This is a genomic window from Streptomyces sp. NBC_00663, assembly GCF_036226885.1.
GTDB lineage: Bacteria > Actinomycetota > Actinomycetes > Streptomycetales > Streptomycetaceae > Streptomyces.
The window spans coordinates 6992439-7012074 of record NZ_CP109027.1; the positions used below are offsets into that span (position 1 = coordinate 6992439).

The following is a 19636-nucleotide window of genomic DNA, read 5'->3' on the forward strand; positions in this document are numbered from 1 at the left end:
ACTTCCGCGCCCACCGGCGCCGCCCGGTGCTCCGCCCTGTCCTTCCCGCCGCACACCCAGCTTCCCAAGCACGTGAGGTCCTGATGTCGGAACAAGAAAAGCTCCTCGGTTACCTCCGGCGGGTCACGGCCGACCTGCATCAGACCCGCAACCGCCTGCACGAGGTGGAGGCGGCGGCCCACGAGCCGATCGCGATCGTCGGGATGGGGTGCCGCTTCCCCGGCGGTGTCCGCACCCCGGAGGACCTGTGGCGCCTGGTGTACGGCGAGGAGGACGCCATCACGCCGTTCCCCGCCGACCGAGGCTGGGACACCGACGCCGTCTACGATCCCGACCCCGACCGGCCGGGGACCACGTACGCCCGTGAAGGCGGCTTCCTTGCCGAGGCCGGCGACTTCGACGCCGACTTCTTCGGCATCTCGCCCCGCGAGGCGACGGCGATGGACCCGCAGCAACGGCTGCTCCTTGAGACCGCCTGGGAGGCGATCGAGCGCGCGGGCATCGACCCGGCCTCGCTCAAGGGAAGCCAGGCCGGCGTCTTCGCCGGCGCTGTCGCGCCCGACTACGGCCCGCGCGTTCATGAGGCCCCCGACAGCATCGAGGGCCACCTCGTGACGGGCAGCGCCATCAGCGTGGTCTCCGGCCGCGTCGCCTACAGCCTCGGTCTGGAGGGCCCCGCCGTCACGGTGGACACCGCCTGCTCCTCCTCCCTCGTCGCCCTGCACCTCGCCGTGCAGGCCCTGCGCCGCGGCGAATGCACCCTCGCCCTCGCCGGCGGTGTCACCGTGATGGCCACCCCCGGCACCTTCATCGGCTTCAGCCGCCAGCGAGGCCTCGCCCCCGACGGCCGCTGCAAGCCCTTCGCCGCCGAGGCCGACGGCTTCGCCCCCGCCGAGGGCGCGGGCATGCTCCTCCTGGAGCGTCTCTCCGACGCCCGCCGCAACGGCCACCCCGTCCTGGCCGTCGTCCGCGGAACGGCCATCAACCAGGACGGCGCCAGCAGCGGACTGTCCGCCCCGAACGGCCCCTCCCAGCAGCGGGTGATCCGCGCCGCCCTGGCGGACGCCGACCTCGCCCCCGCCCAGATCGCCGCCGTCGAGGCCCACGGCACCGGCACGAAGCTCGGCGACCCCATCGAGGCGCAGGCCCTCCTGGCCACCTACGGCCGTGAACGCCCCGCCGACGAGCCGCTGTTCCTCGGTTCCGTCAAGTCCAACATCGGGCACACCCAGGCCGCGGCCGGCGTGGCCGGCCTGATGAAGATGGTGCTGGCCATGCGGCACGGTGTGCTCCCGCGCACCCTGCACGTGAACGAGCCGTCGCCGCACGTGGACTGGTCGACGGGCGCCGTCGAACTGCTGACCGAGGCCACCCCGTGGCCCGAGGGCGAGGAACCACGACGGTTCGGCGTGTCCTCCTTCGGCATCAGCGGAACCAACGCCCACGCCATCGTCGAAGCTCCCCCCGCCCCGCGATCCGACATGGACGAGGACACTCCGGCTGCCCAGGCACCGATGGCCTCGCCCGTCGTCCCCTGGGTGCTGTCGGCCAAGTCCGCGACAGCGCTGCGCGCCCAGGCCGCACGCCTACTGGAGCATGCCGAGACCCACACCGAGGCAACCGGAGCCGACACCGCCCTCTCCCTCGCCACCACCCGGACCACCTTCGACCACCGAGCCGTGGTCCTGGCGCCCGACCGCACCGAGGCGATACGCGAACTCCAGTCCTACGTCGCCGGCCGCACCACCTCCGCCCTCGTCGAGGGCACCGTCCGACGCGGCACCGGGGTCGCCTTCGTGTTCCCGGGTCAGGGGTCGCAGTGGCTGGGGATGGCGGCTGAGCTGCTGGAGTCCTCCCCGGTGTTCGCGGAGCGGATCGGTGAGTGTGCGGTTGCGTTGGCGCCGTTCGTGGACTGGTCGCTGACCGACATCCTGCGCGACACCGGCGATGAGGCCTGGTTGGAGCAGGTCGATGTGGTGCAGCCGGTGCTGTGGGCGGTCATGGTGTCGCTGGCTGAGGTGTGGCGCTCGTACGGCGTGGAGCCGGCTGCGGTGATCGGTCATTCGCAGGGTGAGATTGCTGCCGCGTGTGTGGCTGGTGCGCTGTCGCTTGAGGATGCGGCGAAGGTGGTGGCGCTGCGTAGTAAGGCCATTCGGGCGTTGTCCGGGCGTGGCGGGATGGTGTCCGTTTCGCTTGGTGTGGAGGACGTGCGGGAGCGGCTGACTGCCTGGGGTGGTCGTCTGGCGGTGGCGGCGGTCAACGGCCCGGCCATGGTGGTCGTTTCGGGTGACGCCGATGCCTTGGACGAGCTTCTGGCCGCTTGCGAGGCCGAGGGGGTCCGGGCTCGTCGTATTGCGGTGGACTATGCCTCGCACTGCGCGCATGTGGAGGAGATCGAGGACGTTCTCCTGCGGGAGTTGGCGGGTATCGCTCCCCAGGCCGCATCGGTGCCGTTCTACTCGACGGTCACTGCCGAGGTGCTGGACACGACTGCTCTGGACGCGGGCTACTGGTATCGCAATCTGCGCCAGACGGTGCGTTTCGCTGACACTGTCCGTGCGTTGTTGGATGACGGTTTCCGGTTGTTCGTCGAGTCGAGTGCGCATCCTGTGTTGACGATGGGGGTCGAGCAGACTGCCGAGGCGCACGTCAACTCGCCTGTGACCGCGGTGGGTTCGCTGCGCCGTGACGAGGGTGGTCTGGAGAGGTTCCTGACTTCCGCTGCCGAGGCGTTCGTGGGTGGCGCGTCCGTCGACTGGGCCGGTCTCTTCGACGGCACGGGTGCTCGTCGTGTCGAGCTGCCGACGTACGCCTTCCAGCACCAGCGGTACTGGCTGGAAGCCGCGAGGACGGGGCCCATCGGACACGGTATGGCGGCCGGTGACCGCACGGACGCGATCTTCTGGGACGCGGTCGAACGGGAGGACGGCGCGGCGCTCGCGGCCACGCTGCGTGTCGACTCCGTCGAACAGCAGGAGTCGCTCGACGCCGTACTGCCCGCCCTCGCGCAGTGGCGTCGGCAGCGGCGCTCCGAGTCTGCCGTGGACGCGTGGCGCTACCGTGCCGTGTGGCGTCGTACGACCGGCACGGCGGTGCCGTCGGTCACGGGCACGTGGCTCCTGGTCACTTCGGACGCGTGCGATGCCGACCCGCTCGTGGCGGACGTACGGCGGGCGCTCGAAGAACACGGCGCCGACGTCGTGTCCCTGCCGCTGGGGGAGGCCGACGCGGACCGCACCGTACTGGCGCGGCGGCTGCGTGAGGTCACGGCGGGCCACCCGCCTACCGGTGTCCTCTCGCTGCTGGCGCTGGACGAGGCGCCGTATCCGGCGCACCCCGTCACCACCACCGGCCTGGTACTCACCCTCGGCCTGATCCAGGCCCTGGGCGACCTCGGCACCGGGGCGCGGCTGTGGTGTGCCACGCGGGGCGCGGTGTCCACCGGCAGCGCCGAGCCGCTGGCCACCCCGGCACAGGCCACGGTGTGGGGCCTCGGCCGGGTCGCCGCCGTGGAGTACCCGGAGAGCTGGGGCGGCCTGATCGACCTGCCCGCCACCCTGGACGGGCGGGCCCGCACGCGGTTCGCCGGTGTGCTGGCGGGCACCGACTCCGAGGACCAGGTGGCCGTCCGTGCCTCCGGGGTCATGCTGCGCCGACTGGAGCCCGCGCCGCTCGGCGACCGTCGGCCCGGCCGTACCTGGAAGCCGCGGGGCACGGTTCTGGTCACCGGAGGCACCGGCGCCCTCGGCACCCACCTCGCGCGGTGGCTGGCCCGCAACGGGGCCGAACACCTCGTCCTGACGAGCCGCCGTGGGCCCGCCGCGCCCGGAGCGGACGCCCTGGTCGCCGAACTCGCCGCGCTGGGCACCCGGGTCACCGTCACCGCCTGCGACGTCGCGGACCGCGACGCCGTGGCGGCCGTCCTCGCGTCCGTACCGGAGGACTGCCCCCTCACCGCGGTCATCCACGGCGCCGCCTACATAGATCTGGCTTCGCTTGCCGAGACGACGGCGGTCGAGTTCGCCGACGTCATGAACGCCAAGGCTGCGGGCGCGGCACACCTCGACGCGCTGCTGGGCGACACCCCGCTCGACGCGTTCGTCCTGTTCTCGTCGGTCTCGTCCGTCTGGGGCGTCGGCGACCACGGCGCCTACGCGGCGGCCAACGCCTACCTCGACGCGCTCGCCGAACGACGCCGGGCGAACGGTCTGACCGCTACATCGGTGGCATGGGGCGTGTGGGACGCGGTCGGTGACAACGCGCCCGAGGCCCTCGACCTCGACCAACTCCGTCGTCGTGGGCTGCGGTTCATGGACGTCGAACTCGGCATCGCCGCGCTCCACCAGACGATCGACCACGACCAGACGCACCTGGCGATCGCCGACATCGACTGGGAGAGTTTCATCCCGGTCTTCACCTCCGCCCGCCCCAGCCCCCTGCTGGCAGAGCTTCCCGAAGCGCGACGCATCCAGCGGGAGAGCGTCGCCGGCCCCCGGGACGCCGCCGCCTCCGAGACCGCCGCGGCCTCGCCGCTCCAGCAGCGGCTGGCCGCCCTGACGCCGGGCGAGCGCGCACACGCCGTCCTCGACCTCGTCCACGAGCAGGTGGCGGCCGTGCTCGGGCACACCACCCCGGACACGCTCGACTCCGAACGTGCCTTCAAGGACCTCGGATTCGACTCCCTGACGGCGGTGGAGCTGCGCAACCGGCTGAACACGGCCACCGGGCTGCGGCTGCCCGCCACCCTGATCTTCGACTACCCCAGCAGCGCCGTACTCGGCGAGTACATACAGGAGCAGCTCTTCGGCGGCGAGGCCGCGACGGCCTCCGGCGCGGACGCCGCGCTGCTGCCCGCTGCTGTCGCCACCGGGGTGACCGCGACCGACGACGATCCCGTCGCGATCGTCGCGATGAGCTGCCGCTACCCCGGTGGGGTGACCTCCCCGGAGGAGCTGTGGCAACTGATCACCTCCGACGGGGACGCGATCGGCGGACTGCCCACCGACCGAGGCTGGGACATCGAGGGCCTCTACGACCCCGACCCCGACGCCCCTGGCAAGACCTACGTGCGCGAGGGCGGCTTCCTCTACGACGCTGCCGAGTTCGACCCCGCGTTCTTCGGTATCTCCCCGCGTGAGGCCGCCGCGATGGACCCCCAGCAGCGGCTGCTGCTGGAGACCTCCTGGGAGGCCTTCGAACGGCTCGGCGTGCCCGCGTCGACCCTGCGGGGCAGCCGCACCGGCGTCTTCATCGGCAACAACTACCAGGAGTACGGGCCGCGCGTGCACGAGGCGCCCGCAGGCTCCGAAGGCCACCTGATGACGGGCAACGCGGCCAGCGTCGTGACCGGTCGCGTCGCCTACTCCTTCGGGTTCGAGGGCCCTGCGGTGACGGTGGACACGGCGTGTTCGTCGTCGCTGGTCGCCCTGCACCTGGCGGTGCAGTCGCTGCGGCAGGGCGAGTGCACACTCGCCCTCGCCGGCGGCGTCGCGGTCATGCCCAACCCCAGCGCGTTCATCGCCTTCAGCCGGCAGCGCGGGCTCGCCGCCGACGGCCGTTGCAAGGCGTTCGCGGCGGGGGCCGACGGCATGGGACTCGCCGAGGGCATCGGCGTGCTGGTGCTGGAGCGGTTGTCGGACGCGGAGCGCAACGGGCACCAGGTGCTGGCGGTGGTGCGCGGTTCGGCGATCAACCAGGACGGTGCGAGTAACGGTCTTACGGCGCCGAACGGTCCCTCCCAGCAGCGGGTGATCCGGGCTGCGCTGGCGAATGCCCGGGTGTCGGCTGCCGAGGTGGATGTGGTGGAGGCGCACGGTACGGGTACGAAGCTCGGTGACCCGATCGAGGCGCAGGCGCTGCTGGCGACGTATGGCCAGGACCGGCCTGAGGACCAGCCGCTGCTGTTGGGCTCGGTGAAGTCCAACATCGGCCACACGCAGGCGGCTTCGGGTGTCGCCGGTGTGATGAAGATGGTGATGGCGATGCGTCACGGTGTGCTGCCGCGGACGCTGCATGTGGATGAGCCGTCGCCGCATGTGGACTGGTCGGCGGGTGCTGTTGAGCTGGTGACGGAGTCGGTGGCGTGGCCGGAGAGTGGCCGGCCTCGGCGTGCGGGTGTGTCGTCGTTCGGGATCAGTGGCACGAACGCGCATGTGGTTCTTGAGCAGGCTCCCCTTTCGGACTCGGATTCGGATTCGGATTCGGCTGAGGATCCGTCGTCGCAGGGCGTGCCGCCGGTGGTGGTGCCGTGGGTGGTGTCGGGTAAGTCCGAGGCCGCGTTGCGGGGGCAGGCGGAGCGGTTGGCTGCGTCTGTGGGTGGTTTGTCGCCGGTGGATGTCGGGTTCTCGCTGGTGGCGGGCCGGTCGGTGTTTGAGCATCGGGCGGTGGTGTTGGGGGATCTGGCTGGTGGGTTGTCGGCTTTGGTGTCGGGTGAGCCGGCTGCTGGTCTCGTCCAGGGGCAGGTCGTGCCGGGGAAGCTGGCGGTGCTGTTCTCGGGGCAGGGCAGTCAGCGGGCCGGTATGGGCCGGGAGTTGTATGAGGCTTTCCCTGTCTTCGCCGAGGCTTTCGATGAGGTGTGTGCGCAGTTCGACGGGCTGTTGGGCAGGTCGTTGCGTGAGGTCGTCTTCGGGGACGGGGAGGCGCTGGATGCGACGGGGTTCACGCAGTGTGGTCTGTTCGCCCTTGAGGTGGCGCTTTTCCGTCTGGTGTCGTCGTGGGGTGTGACGCCGGATGTGGTGGGTGGGCATTCGATCGGTGAGATCGCTGCCGCGTTTGTGGCGGGGGTGTGGTCGCTTGAGGACGCCTGTGTGCTGGTGGCGGCGCGTGGCCGGTTGATGCAGGCGCTGCCGTCGGGTGGCGTGATGGTGTCGGTGAGGGCCGCGGAGGCGGTGGTTGTTCCGCTGCTTGAGGGCCTGGACGAAGTCGGCGTGGCTGCGGTGAACGGGCCGTCGTCGGTGGTGGTTTCGGGTGCTGAGGCCGCGGTGACGGCTGTCGTGGAGCGGCTGGAGCAGCGGGGTGTGAAGACGCGTCGGCTGCGGGTGTCGCATGCGTTCCACTCGCCGTTGATGGAGCCGATGCTGGACGAGTTCCGTCACGTCATCGAGCAGTTGGCGTACTCGGCGCCGCGGATCCCCGTGGTGTCGAACCTGACGGGTGAGCTTGTCGCGGACGAGGTGTGTGATCCGGGGTATTGGGTGCGGCATGTGCGGGAGGCGGTGCGTTTCGCCGACGGCATCTCCCGCCTGACCGCTCTGGGTGTGACGGCCTGCCTGGAACTGGGCCCCGATGGAGTGTTGTCGGGTATGGGGCAGGACAGTGCCCCGGAGATGTTGTTCGCGCCGGTACTGCGCAAGGACCGCAGCGAAGCAAGTGCGGTGCTGGAGGCACTCGCGCAGGTCTATGTCCAGGGCCATGGCGTGGACTGGGCCGCCTATCTTGCGCCTTTCCGTCCGCGTCGGGTGGAGCTGCCGACGTATGCCTTCCAGCGCGAGCGGTACTGGATGGGATCGGCCCCGCAGGTCGGCGATGACGTCCCCGAGACGGTTGATTCCGGGTTCTGGGAGGCGGTGGAGCGTGGGGATGTGTCGGAGGTGGCGGGTCTGCTGGCGTTGCCGGGGGATGAGTCGCTGAGGGTGGTGTTGCCGGCGTTGTCGGCTTGGCGTCGGCGGGATCGTGAGCGGTCGGTTGTGGAGGGCTGGCGTTATCGGGTGGCGTGGTCGCCGCTGGCTGGGGCTTCGGGTGTGTTGTCGGGGGTGTGGCTGGTGGTGGTGCCGGCCGGGCTGGCCGGGGACGGATGGGTTGAGGCGTGTGTGGCGGGTCTGGCGCGTGGTGGTGCCCGGCCGGTGGTGCTGGAGCTCGGTGGGGAGCAGTCGGGTCGTGAGGTGATTGCTGAGCGGCTGCGTGACGTACTGGCTGGTGAGGCTGGGGTTGCGGGTGTGGTGTCGCTGCTCGCGCTGGCGTCCGGCCGTCATGCGGTGTTCGGGTCTGTGCCGGTCGGGGTGGCGTTGACGTTGGGGCTGGTGCAGGCCCTGGGTGATGCGGGTGTTGAGGCGCCGTTGTGGTGTGTGACCCGGGGTGCGGTCGCGGTGACCGGTTCGGAGCGGGTGGCGGACCTCGACCAGGCCCAGGTATGGGGTCTGGGTCGGGTGGCTGGTCTGGAGTTGGCTGGTCGTTGGGGTGGTGTGGTTGATCTGCCTGAGGTGGTGGATGCCCGGATGGTGGGGCGTCTGGCGGGTGTGCTCGCCTCGGGTGGGGTTGAGGGTGAGGTGGCGCTGCGTTCGGCTGGTGTGTTCGGTCGGCGTGTGGTGCGGGCTGGTTCGGGTGCTGGTGGTGGTTCCTGGCGGGTGTCGGGGACGGTGCTGGTGACGGGTGGTACGGGTGGTGTGGGTCGGCGTGTGGCGCGGTGGCTGGCGGGTGCGGGGGCGGAGCATGTGCTGCTGGTCTCGCGTCGTGGTCCCGCGGCTGAGGGTGTGGAGGAGTTGCGGGCTGAGATAGCCGGGTTGGGGGCGCGGCTGTCGGTGGTGGCGTGTGATGTCGGTGACCGTGATGCGGTGGCAGCGCTCCTGCGTGATGTTCCTTCTGAGGTGCCGTTGACGGCGGTGGTGCATGCGGCTGGTGTGCTGGATGACGGTGTGCTGGACGGGTTGTCGGTGGAGCGGTTTGAGGGGGTGTTGCGGGCGAAGGCGGAGGGTGCCCGGCATCTGCATGAGCTGACGCGGGATCTGGGGTTGTCGGCGTTTGTGTTGTTCTCGTCGTTTTCTGCGACGGTGGGTGGTGCTGGGCAGGGCAACTATGCGGCGGCGAACGCGTATTTGGATGCGCTGGCGGAGGTGCGGCGGGCTGAGGGGTTGCCGGCGACCTCGATCGCGTGGGGGCCTTGGGCAGAAGACGGCATGGCTGTCAGCAGTGCCGAGGTCAGCCGTACCCTCCGGCGCACCGGCATGCTCCCGATGGACCCGGACCTTGCGGTGAAGGCTCTGGAGCAGGCCCTGGTCGTGGGGGACACCGCTGTCGCCGTCGTGGACGCCGACTGGAAGCACTTCGCCGGCACCTTCGAGGCCAGGCAGCTGTCCCGCATGCTCAGCGGAGTCCCGGAAGTCGCCCGAGTGACGGAGGCGGCCGAAACCGCCGCGGCGGACGCACCGCATGCCGAAGGGGCGTCCGCTCTCGTACGGCAGCTGGCAGGGCTGCCCGAGGCTGAGCGGCACCGGGTCGTGCTGGAACTGGTACGGGCCCACGTGGCCGCCGTACTCGGGTACGCCGGAGCCGACGCGATCGCGTCCGGCCGCGCGTTCACGGAGATCGGGTTCGACTCCCTGACGGCCGTCAATCTGCGCAACAGGCTCATCAAGGCGACCGACATGCAACTGTCGGCCACGCTGGTCTTCGACTACCCCACGCCGGCCGCGCTGTCCGACCACCTGCTCACCGAACTGCTCGGTGCGCGCGACGAGGACAGCGTCCCGGCGCTCCCTGCCTCGGTGGCCGCCGCTGACGAGCCCCTGGCGATCGTCGCGATGAGCTTCCGCTTCCCCGGAGGCGTGGGAACCGCGGAAGAACTGTGGGACCTGCTCGCCGTCGGCAAGGACGCCACCTCGGGCTTCCCGACGGACCGTGGCTGGGACCTCGATGGCCTGTACGACGCCGACCCGGACGCGCTCGGCAAGAGCTACGTCCGCGAAGGCGCGTTCCTCTCCGAAGTGAGCGGATTCGACGCCGACTTCTTCGGGATCTCGCCGCGTGAGGCGCTGGCGATGGACCCGCAGCAGCGGCTGCTGCTCGAGACCTCCTGGGAGCTGTGGGAGCGGGCCGGGGTCGACCCCGAGTCCGTGCGCGGCAGCAGGACGGGTGTGTTCATCGGCACGAACGGCCAGGAATACGTCTCCCTTGTCGACCAGGGCCCGGACGTGACCGAGGGCTACGTCGCCACCGGCAACGCGGCCAGTGTCGTCTCGGGCCGTATCTCGTACACGTTCGGCCTCGAAGGGCCCGCGGTCAGTGTGGACACGGCGTGCTCGTCGTCGCTGGTCGCCCTGCATCTGGCCGCGCAGTCCCTGCGCCAGGGCGAGTGCTCCCGCGCGATCGTCGGCGGTGTCTCGCTGATGATCTCGCCCCGTGGTTTCGTGGAGTTCAGTCGTCAGCGGGGTCTTGCTCCGGACGGCCGGTGCAAGGCGTTCGCGGCGGGCGCGGACGGTACTGGGTGGGGTGAGGGCGTCGGTCTGCTCCTGTTGGAGCGGTTGTCGGACGCGGAGCGCAACGGGCACCAGGTGCTGGCGGTGGTGCGTGGTTCGGCCGTCAACCAGGACGGTGCGAGTAACGGTCTTACGGCGCCGAATGGTCCCTCCCAGCAGCGGGTGATCCGGGCCGCGCTGGCGAGTGCGGGGCTGACGGCCGGCCAGGTGGATGTGGTGGAGGCGCACGGTACGGGTACGAAGCTGGGTGATCCGATCGAGGCGCAGGCGCTGCTGGCGACGTACGGTCAGGACCGGCCGGAGGACCGTCCCCTGCTGTTGGGCTCCATCAAGTCGAACATCGGGCACACCCAGGCCGCGGCCGGTGTCGCCGGGATCATCAAGATGGTCCTCGCGATGCGGAACGGTGTGCTGCCGCAGACACTGCACGTGGACGAGCCCACCCCGCACGTCGACTGGTCGTCCGGCAGCCTGCGGCTGTTGACCGAGGCGACCCCGTGGCCGGAGGCCGAGGAACCCCGCCGGGCCGGCGTGTCGGCGTTCGGCGTCAGTGGCACCAACGCCCACGTGATCCTGGAGCAGGCTCCGGTTTCGGCTCCGGAGGAGGACCCGGCCGAGGCCATCGAGCCGCCGGTGGTGGTGCCGTGGGTGCTGTCGGCGAAGTCTGAGGGCGCGCTGCGAGCGCAGGCCGAACGGCTGGCCTCGTTCCTCGCGAAGCGTCCGGAACTTGCGGTTGCGGATGTGGCGTCGTCCTTGGTCACCGGCCGGTCGGTGTTTGAGCACCGGGCGGTGGTGGTCGGTGATCTGGCCGGTGGTCTGGAGGCTCTTGCCGAGGGCCGTGAGACCGCGAGTGTGGTGCGGGGGAGTGCGGGGGGTGCGGATGGCCGTGCCGTGTTCGTGTTCCCGGGTCAGGGGTCGCAGTGGCTGGGGATGGCGGCTGAACTGCTGGATTCCTCCCCGGTGTTCGCGGAGCGGATCGGTGAGTGTGCGGTCGCGTTGGCGCCGTTCGTTAACTGGTCGCTGACCGACATCCTCCGCGACACCGGCGATGAGGCCTGGTTGGAGCAGGTCGATGTGGTGCAGCCGGTGCTGTGGGCGGTCATGGTCTCGCTCGCCGAGGTCTGGCGCTCGTACGGCGTGGAGCCTGCTGCGGTGATCGGGCATTCGCAGGGTGAGATCGCCGCCGCGTGCGTGGCTGGTGCGCTGTCGCTCCAGGACGCGGCGAAGGTGGTGGCCTTGCGCAGTAAGGCCATTCGGGCGCTGTCCGGGCGCGGCGGCATGGTGTCGGTCTCCCTCGGCATCGAAGACGTACAGGAACGGCTCACCGCCTGGGGTGGTCGTCTGGCGGTGGCGGCGGTCAACGGCCCGGCCATGGTGGTCGTTTCGGGTGACGCCGATGCCTTGGACGAGTTGCTGGCCGCCTGTGAGGCGGACGGTGTCCGGGCCCGTCGTATCGCCGTGGACTATGCCTCGCACTGCGCGCACGTGGAGGAGATCGAGGACGTACTGCTCCGGGAGCTGGCGGGTATCACTCCCCGGGCGGCGCAGGTCCCCTTCTATTCGACGGTCACCGCCGAGGTGCTGGACACGACAGCTCTCGACGCGGGCTACTGGTATCGCAATCTGCGCCAGACGGTGCGTTTCGCCGACACCGTCCGCGCCCTGCTGGATGACGGTTTCCGGTTGTTCGTCGAGTCGAGTGCGCATCCTGTGCTGACGATGGGGGTCGAGCAGACCGCCGAGGCGCACGTCAACTCGCCAGTGACCGCGGTGGGTTCGCTGCGCCGCGACGAGGGCGGACTGCTCCGCTTCCTGACCTCGGCTGCCGAGGCGTTTGTCGGCGGTGCGCCCGTCGACTGGGCCGGTCTCTTCGACGGCACGGGTGCCCGCCGCATCGACCTGCCCACCTACGCCTTCCAACACCAGCGCTTTTGGATCGAACCGTCCACCGCCCGCCAGGGTGACGTCACTTCGGCTGGTCTCTCGTCCGCCGATCACCCCCTGCTCGGCGCGGCCGTCACCCTGCCGGAGTCCGGCGGGCAGCTCTTCACCGGCCGGCTCTCGGTGCAGTCGCATCCCTGGCTGGCGGATCATGCTCTCTACGGCTCGACGGTGCTCCCGACCTCCGTGTTCGTGGAGTTGGCGCTGAGGGCGGGTGACGGGGTCGGGTGCGACCGGCTGGACGAGCTGACGCCTCAGGCACCGCTGGCGCTGCCCGACGGCGGGGCGGTCCAGCTCCAGCTCGCGGTGAGCGGACCGGATGATTCCGGCCGCCGTACGGTGAGCGTCTACTCGCGCCACGAGGACGGCGCGTCGGATCTCCCATGGACCCTGCATGCCCGTGGTGTGCTGACGGCGGGTGCGTCGCCGGTGGGTTCGGAGGCGGCCCGTGCGCTCGGCCAGTGGCCCCCGGCCGACGCCGACCCGATCGACGTGGCGGCGCTGTACGAGGACAGCGAGGAAGGTGTCGGCCTCGTCCACGGCTCCGCATTCCAGGGACTGCGGCAGGCCTGGCGCCGGGGCGAGGAGGTCTTCGCCGAGGTGACGCTGCCGGAGGAGCAGCGGGCGGACGCCGGGCGCTATGGCCTGCATCCCGCGCTGCTGGACGCCGTTTTCCACGCCGCGGACGGCGGGAGGGCCGACGTGGCCGAGGGGACGGTCGCGCTTCCGCACGCATGGAGCGGAGTGTCCCTGTACGCCACCGGCGCGACCACGCTGCGCGTGCGTCTTGCGCCGGGGGCCGGGGACGGTGCCGCGCTGCTGCTGGCCGACGAGTCCGGCCAGGTGGTGGCCACCGTGGAGACGGTGACGACCCGGAGCGTCACGCGGGACGACGTGGCCGGTCAGGGACGGGTGCCGCACGAGTCGCTGTTCCGCGTGGAGTGGGCGGCCCTCCCGGCGGCCTCCATGGCCGCGGTGGAGGACGACGGCGCCCGCCGCGTGGTCGTCGGTCCCGACGCGGCCGAGCTGTCTGCTCTGCTCGGGTACGCCGACGAGCGGATCGACGGGTACACCGGCATCCGTGACGCGGCGACGTCGGACGAGGCCGCGCCCGCGTGCGTGTTGCTGCCGTTCCTCTCCGGCTCCCGGGCCGGTGGGGGCGTCGGTGATCCGGCCGCCGTGCGGTCGGCGACGCGTCGTGCGCTGGAGGCGTTGCAGGAGTGGCTGGCCGAGGAGCGGTTGGCCGGGTCGCGGCTGGTCGTGGTGACGCGGGGCGCGGTGTCCGCGGAACCCGGTGAGGATGTGACCGATCTGGCGGCTGCCGCGGTGTGGGGTCTGGTGCGGTCGGCGCAGGCCGAGCACCCGGACCGGTTCGTCCTGCTCGACCTGGACGGGAACGAGGTGTCCGGCGCCGCGCTCGACGCGGTACTGGCCGGCGGGGAGCCGCAGATCGCCGTACGGGAGGGGCGGGTGTACATCCCGCGCCTGGCCAGGGCGATGGTCCCTGCCGCCGCTACCGCGTCGCCTGCCGTGTGGGATGCCGATGGGTCCGTGCTGATCACCGGCGCGAGCGGGGTACTCGGCCGTCTGGTGGCGCGACACCTGGTCGCCGAACACGGGGTCAGGTGTGTGGTCCTGGCCTCGCGACGCGGGCGGGACGTGTCCGGCGCGGCCGAACTCGAAGCGGAACTGGGCGCGTTGGGTGCCGAGGTGGTGTTCGAGGCGTGTGACGTGACGGACCGCGAGGCGCTGGCCGGCCTGCTGGCACGGATTCCCGCGCACCGCCCGCTGCGCGGCGTGGTGCACGCGGCGGGTGTCCTGGACGACGGTCTGATCGAGTCGCTTACGCCGGACCGGCTGGACGCCGTGCTGCGGCCGAAGGTCGACGCCGCCGTGCATCTGCACGAGTTGACCCAGGACCTGGGGCTGACGGCCTTCGTCATGTTCTCCTCCGCGGCCGCCACGTTCGGCGCCGCCGGCCAGGGCAACTACGCCGCGGCCAACATGTTCCTGGACGCCCTGGCGGCGCACCGGCGGGCACACGGCCTGCCGGCAGTCTCGCTGGCCTGGGGCTTCTGGGCCGAACGCAGTGAGATGACCGGTCACTTGGGCGAGGTCGACATGGCCCGCATGGCCCGCTTCGGCATGACGCCACTGCCCGCCGACGAGGGACTGGCCCTGTTCGACGCGGCGCACGCGACGGACGAGTTCCTCCTCGTGCCGACCCGTATGGACGTCGCCGTGCTGCGCACCAACGCGCGGCCCGGGACGGTACCCGCGATCCTGCGGCACCTCATCGGTGCTCCGGCCCGCCGGGTCGTCGAGTCGGCCGCCGCCGACGACGGCGCTCCCGCCCTCGTACGGCGCCTTGCCGGCCTCACGCCGGCCGCGCGCGAGGAGATGCTGCTGGAGCTGGTGGCCGACAGCGTGGCGGCCGTCCTCGGTCACACGGACGCGGTCGCGTTCGAGCGTGCCTTCAAGGACCTCGGGTTCGACTCGCTCACCGCTGTCGAACTCCGGAACCGCCTGAACGCGGCGACCGGCCTGCGACTCTCGGCCACGCTCGTGTTCGACTACCCGACCCCGGCCGCCGCCGCCCGCCACATCGTCGGCGAGTTGCTGGGCCCGGACCACGTGGACGGCGAACAGCAGGCCGCCGCCGCCCCGAATCTGGCGACGACGACACCACGGACCGTCCCCGACGACGACCCGATCGCCATCGTGGGCATGGGCTGCCGCTTCCCCGGCGGCGTACGCACCCCCGAGGAGCTGTGGCAGCTGCTCGCCAACGACGGCGACGCGGTGTCCGGCCTGCCCACCGACCGTGGCTGGGATCTGGAGGCGCTGTACCACCCGGACCCCGATCACAAGGGCACGGCGTATGCCCGTGAGGGCGGTTTCCTGTATGACGCGGGTGACTTCGATCCGGCGTTCTTCGGTATTTCGCCGCGTGAGGCGCTGGCGATGGATCCGCAGCAGCGGTTGCTGTTGGAGACGTCGTGGGAGGCGTTGGAGCGGGCGGGTATCGACCCGGCGTCGGTGCGGGGCAGCCAGACCGGCGTGTTCTGCGGCCTGACCTACCACGACTACGGCGACCTGGTCCATCAGGCGGGGGAGGCCTCCGAGGGCTACCTGATGACCGGCAACGCCGGCAGCGTCGCCTCCGGCCGTATCTCGTACACGTTCGGTTTCGAGGGTCCTGCGGTGACGGTGGATACGGCGTGTTCGTCGTCGCTGGTCGCCCTGCACTGGGCGGCTCAGGCGCTGCGCCAGGGCGAGTGCACGCTCGCTCTCGCCGGCGGGGCGACGGTCATGGCCAGCCCGGTCGCCTTCGTGGAGTTCAGCCGTCAGCGGGGCCTCGCCCCCGACGGCCGTTGCAAGGCGTTCGCGGCGGGTGCGGACGGCACCGGCTGGGCCGAGGGCGTCGGCATGTTGCTGCTGGAGCGTCTGTCCGACGCGCGCCGCAACGGGCACCCCGTCCTGGCGGTGGTCCGGGGCTCCGCCCTGAACCAGGACGGTGCGAGTAACGGCCTGTCGGCGCCGAATGGTCCCTCCCAGCAGCGGGTGATCCGTGCCGCGCTGGCGAGTGCCGGCCTCTCCGCCGACCAGGTGGACGCTGTGGAGGCGCACGGTACGGGTACGAAGCTGGGTGATCCGATCGAGGCGCAGGCGCTGCTGGCGACGTATGGCCAGGACCGGCCGGAGGACCAGCCGCTGCTGTTGGGCTCGGTGAAGTCGAACATCGGGCATACGCAGGCCGCCGCCGGTGTCGCCGGAATCATGAAGATGGTGATGGCGATGCGGCACGGTGTGCTGCCGCGGACGCTGCACGTCGACGAGCCGTCGCCGCATGTGGACTGGTCGGCGGGTGCTGTTGAGCTGGTGACGGAGTCGGTGGCGTGGCCGGAGAGTGGTCGGCCTCGGCGTGCGGGTGTGTCGTCGTTCGGCATTAGTGGGACGAACGCGCATGTGATTTTGGAGCAGGCTCCGGTCTCGAGCGAGGTTGAGCGTTCGGAGAGTGTGGCGCCGGTGGTGGTGCCGTGGGTGGTGTCGGGGAAGTCCGAGGCTGCGTTGCGGGGGCAGGCGGAGCGGTTGGCTGCGTCTGTGGGTGGTTTGTCGCCGGTGGATGTCGGGTTCTCACTGGTGGCGGGCCGGTCGGTGTTTGAGCACCGGGCGGTGGTCCTGGACGGTCTGCCTGGTGTGGAGGCTCTTGCCGAGGGCCGTGAGACCCCGGGTGTGGTGCGGGGGCAGGTCGTCCCGGGCAAGCTGGCGGTGCTGTTCTCCGGGCAGGGCAGTCAGCGGGTGGGGATGGGCCGGGAGTTGTATGAGGCTTTCCCTGTCTTCGCCGAGGCTTTCGACGAGGTGTGTGCGCAGTTCGACGGTCTGCTGGGCAGGTCGTTGCGTGAGGTCGTCTTTGGGGACGGCGATGCGCTGGATGCGACGGGGTTCACGCAGTGTGGCCTGTTCGCTGTGGAGGTGGCGCTTTTCCGTCTGGTGTCGTCGTGGGGTGTGACGCCGGATGTGGTGGGTGGGCATTCGATCGGTGAGATCGCTGCCGCGTTCGTGGCGGGGGTGTGGTCGCTTGAGGATGCGTGTGTGCTGGTGGCGGCGCGTGGCCGGTTGATGCAGGCGTTGCCGTCCGGCGGCGTGATGGTGTCAGTGAGGGCCGCGGAGACGGAGGTCCTTCCGCTGCTTGAGGGCCTGGACGAAGTCGGCGTGGCTGCGGTCAACGGGCCGTCGTCGGTGGTGGTTTCGGGTGCTGAGGCCGCGGTGACGGCTGTCGTGGAGCGGCTGGAGCGGCAGGGTGTGAAGACGCGTCGGCTGCGGGTGTCGCATGCGTTCCACTCGCCGTTGATGGAGCCGATGCTGGACGAGTTCCGGGAGATCGTCGGCCGGTTGACGTACTCGGTTCCGCGGATCCCCGTGGTGTCGAATCTGACGGGTGAGCTTGTCGCGGACGAGGTGTGTGATCCGGGGTATTGGGTGCGGCATGTGCGGGAGGCGGTGCGTTTCGCCGACGGCGTCTCCCGCCTCACCGCTGTGGGCGTGACGGCCTGCCTGGAGCTGGGTCCGGACGGGGTGTTGTCGGGTATGGGGCAGGACAGTGCCCCGGAGTTGTTGTTCGCGCCGGTACTGCGCAAGGACCGCAGCGAAGCAAGTGCTGTGCTGGAGGCGCTGGCTGGGGTCTATGTCCAGGGCCATGGCGTGGACTGGGCCGCCTATCTTGCGCCTTTCGGTCCGCGTCGGGTGGAGCTGCCGACGTATGCCTTTCAGCGGGAGCGGTTTTGGGTTGAGCTGGGTCGGCCTGAGTCGGGGGCGTCGTCGGTGGTGCGGGACGCGGAGGGTTCCGGGTTCTGGGAGGCGGTGGAGCGTGGGGATGCGTCGGAGGTGGCGGGTCTGCTGGCGTTGCCGGGGGATGAGTCGCTGAGGGTGGTGTTGCCGGCGTTGTCGGCTTGGCGTCGGCGGGATCGTGAGCGGTCGGTTGTGGAGGGCTGGCGTTATCGGGTGGCGTGGTCGCCGCTGGCTGGGGCTTCGGGTGTGTTGTCGGGGGTGTGGCTGGTGGTGGTGCCGGCCGGGCTGGCCGGGGACGGATGGGTTGAGGCGTGTGTGGCGGGTCTGGCGCGTGGTGGTGCCCGGCCGGTGGTGCTGGAGCTCGGTGGGGAGCAGTCCGGTCGTGAGGTGATTGCCGAGCGGCTGCGTGACGTACTGGCTGGTGAGGCTGGGGTTGCGGGTGTGGTGTCGCTGCTCGCGCTGGCGTCCGGCCGTCATGCGGTGTTCGACTCTGTGCCGGTCGGGGTGGCGTTGACGTTGGGGCTGGTGCAGGCCCTGGGTGATGCGGGTGTTGAGGCTCCGTTGTGGTGTGTGACCCGGGGTGCGGTCGCGGTGACCGGTTCGGAACGGGTGGCGGACCTCGACCAGGCCCAGGTATGGGGTCTCGGCCGTGTTGCGGCCACCGAGGGCATTGGCCGCTGGGGTGGCTTGGTCGACCTTCCTGAGGTGCTGGATGCCCGGTTGGTGGGGCGTCTGGCCGGTGTGCTCGCCTCAGCTGAGGGCGAGGGTGAGGTCGCGGTTCGGGCTGCTGGTGTGTTCGGTCGGCGTGTGGTGCGGGCTGGTTCGGGTGCTGGTGGTGGTTCCTGGCGGGTGTCGGGGACGGTGCTGGTGACGGGTGGTACGGGTGGTGTGGGTCGGCATGTAGCGCGGTGGCTGGCGGGTGCGGGGGCGGAGCATGTGCTGCTGGTCTCGCGTCGTGGTCCCGCGGCCGGGGGTGTGGAGGAGTTGCGGGCTGAGATAGCCGGGTTGGGGGCGCGGCTGTCGGTGGTGGCGTGTGATGTCGGTGACCGTGATGCGGTGGCAGCGCTCCTGCGTGATGTTCCTTCTGAGGTGCCGTTGACGGCGGTGGTGCATGCGGCTGGTGTGCTGGATGACGGTGTGCTGGACGGGTTGTCGGTGGAGCGGTTTGAGGGGGTGTTGCGGGCGAAGGCGGAGGGTGCCCGGCATCTGCATGAGCTGACGCGGGATCTGGGGTTGTCGGCGTTTGTGTTGTTCTCGTCGTTCTCCGCGACGGTGGGTGGTGCTGGGCAGGGCAACTATGCGGCGGCGAACGCGTATTTGGATGCGTTGGCGGAGGTGCGGCGGGCTGAGGGGTTGCCGGCGACCTCGATCGCGTGGGGCCCCTGGGCAGAAGACGGCATGGCGGCACAGAACAGCCTTGTCAGTGGCCGCATGGAGCGGTTCGGTCTGCCGCCCATGGCGCCCGAACTGGCCGTCAAGGCGATGGAGCAGGCGCTCAGTGGCTCCGAGACCTGCCCGGTGATCACCGACGTCGACTGGTCGCGGTTCGCCAAGGAGCTGAGCGGTTCCCGTACCAGCGTGCTTTTCGGTGAGATCGCCGAAGTGAAGCAGCTGCACCAGACCGTTGACGGCTCCATGGAAGACGGCCGACCCGCCGAGCGGACATCGCCGCTCGCGGAGACCCTGGTCGCCCTTCCGGTAGCCGAACGCGAGTCGTTGCTGCTGGACCTGATCCGCAAGCACGTCGCTACGGTGCTCGGATACGCCGCCCAGACAGGGATCGACGCCGAGCGAGGCTTCTTCGAGATGGGCCTCGACTCACTTACCGCCGTGGAGCTGCGGAACCGTCTGAACACGGCCACCGGCCTGCGGTTGCGGCCCACGACCCTGTTCGACTACGCCTCTCCCAATGCGCTCGCCCGCCACCTCCTGGCAGAGCTGGCCCCGGACGAGGCCGCGCCGGAGAACGTGCTGCCCGCGGAGATCGACCATCTTGAGACCGTTCTCGCCGCGCTGCCGGACGACGACATCGCCCGCACCAAGGCGGTGATCCGACTCCAGTCCATGTTGGCGAAGTTGAACCAGGCCGGTGCCGCCTCCAGCGGGGGCAGGGAACCGAACGTGACGGAAAACGATCTTGAAGATGTGTCGGTCGACGAGCTCTTCGACGTCATCGACCGAGAACTCGGGGATTCCTGAGAATGATCAAGAAC

General features: G+C 70.6%; 1 protein-coding gene. It reads left to right on the forward strand.

Annotation, left to right across the window (positions count from 1 at the left end):
- Positions 1–83 precede the first annotated feature (83 nt).
- Positions 84–19622, forward strand: a complete 19539-nt coding sequence (locus OG866_RS31835) for a type I polyketide synthase (RefSeq protein ID WP_329340038.1) — start codon at positions 84–86, stop codon at positions 19620–19622.
- Positions 19623–19636: the final 14 nt, after the last annotated feature.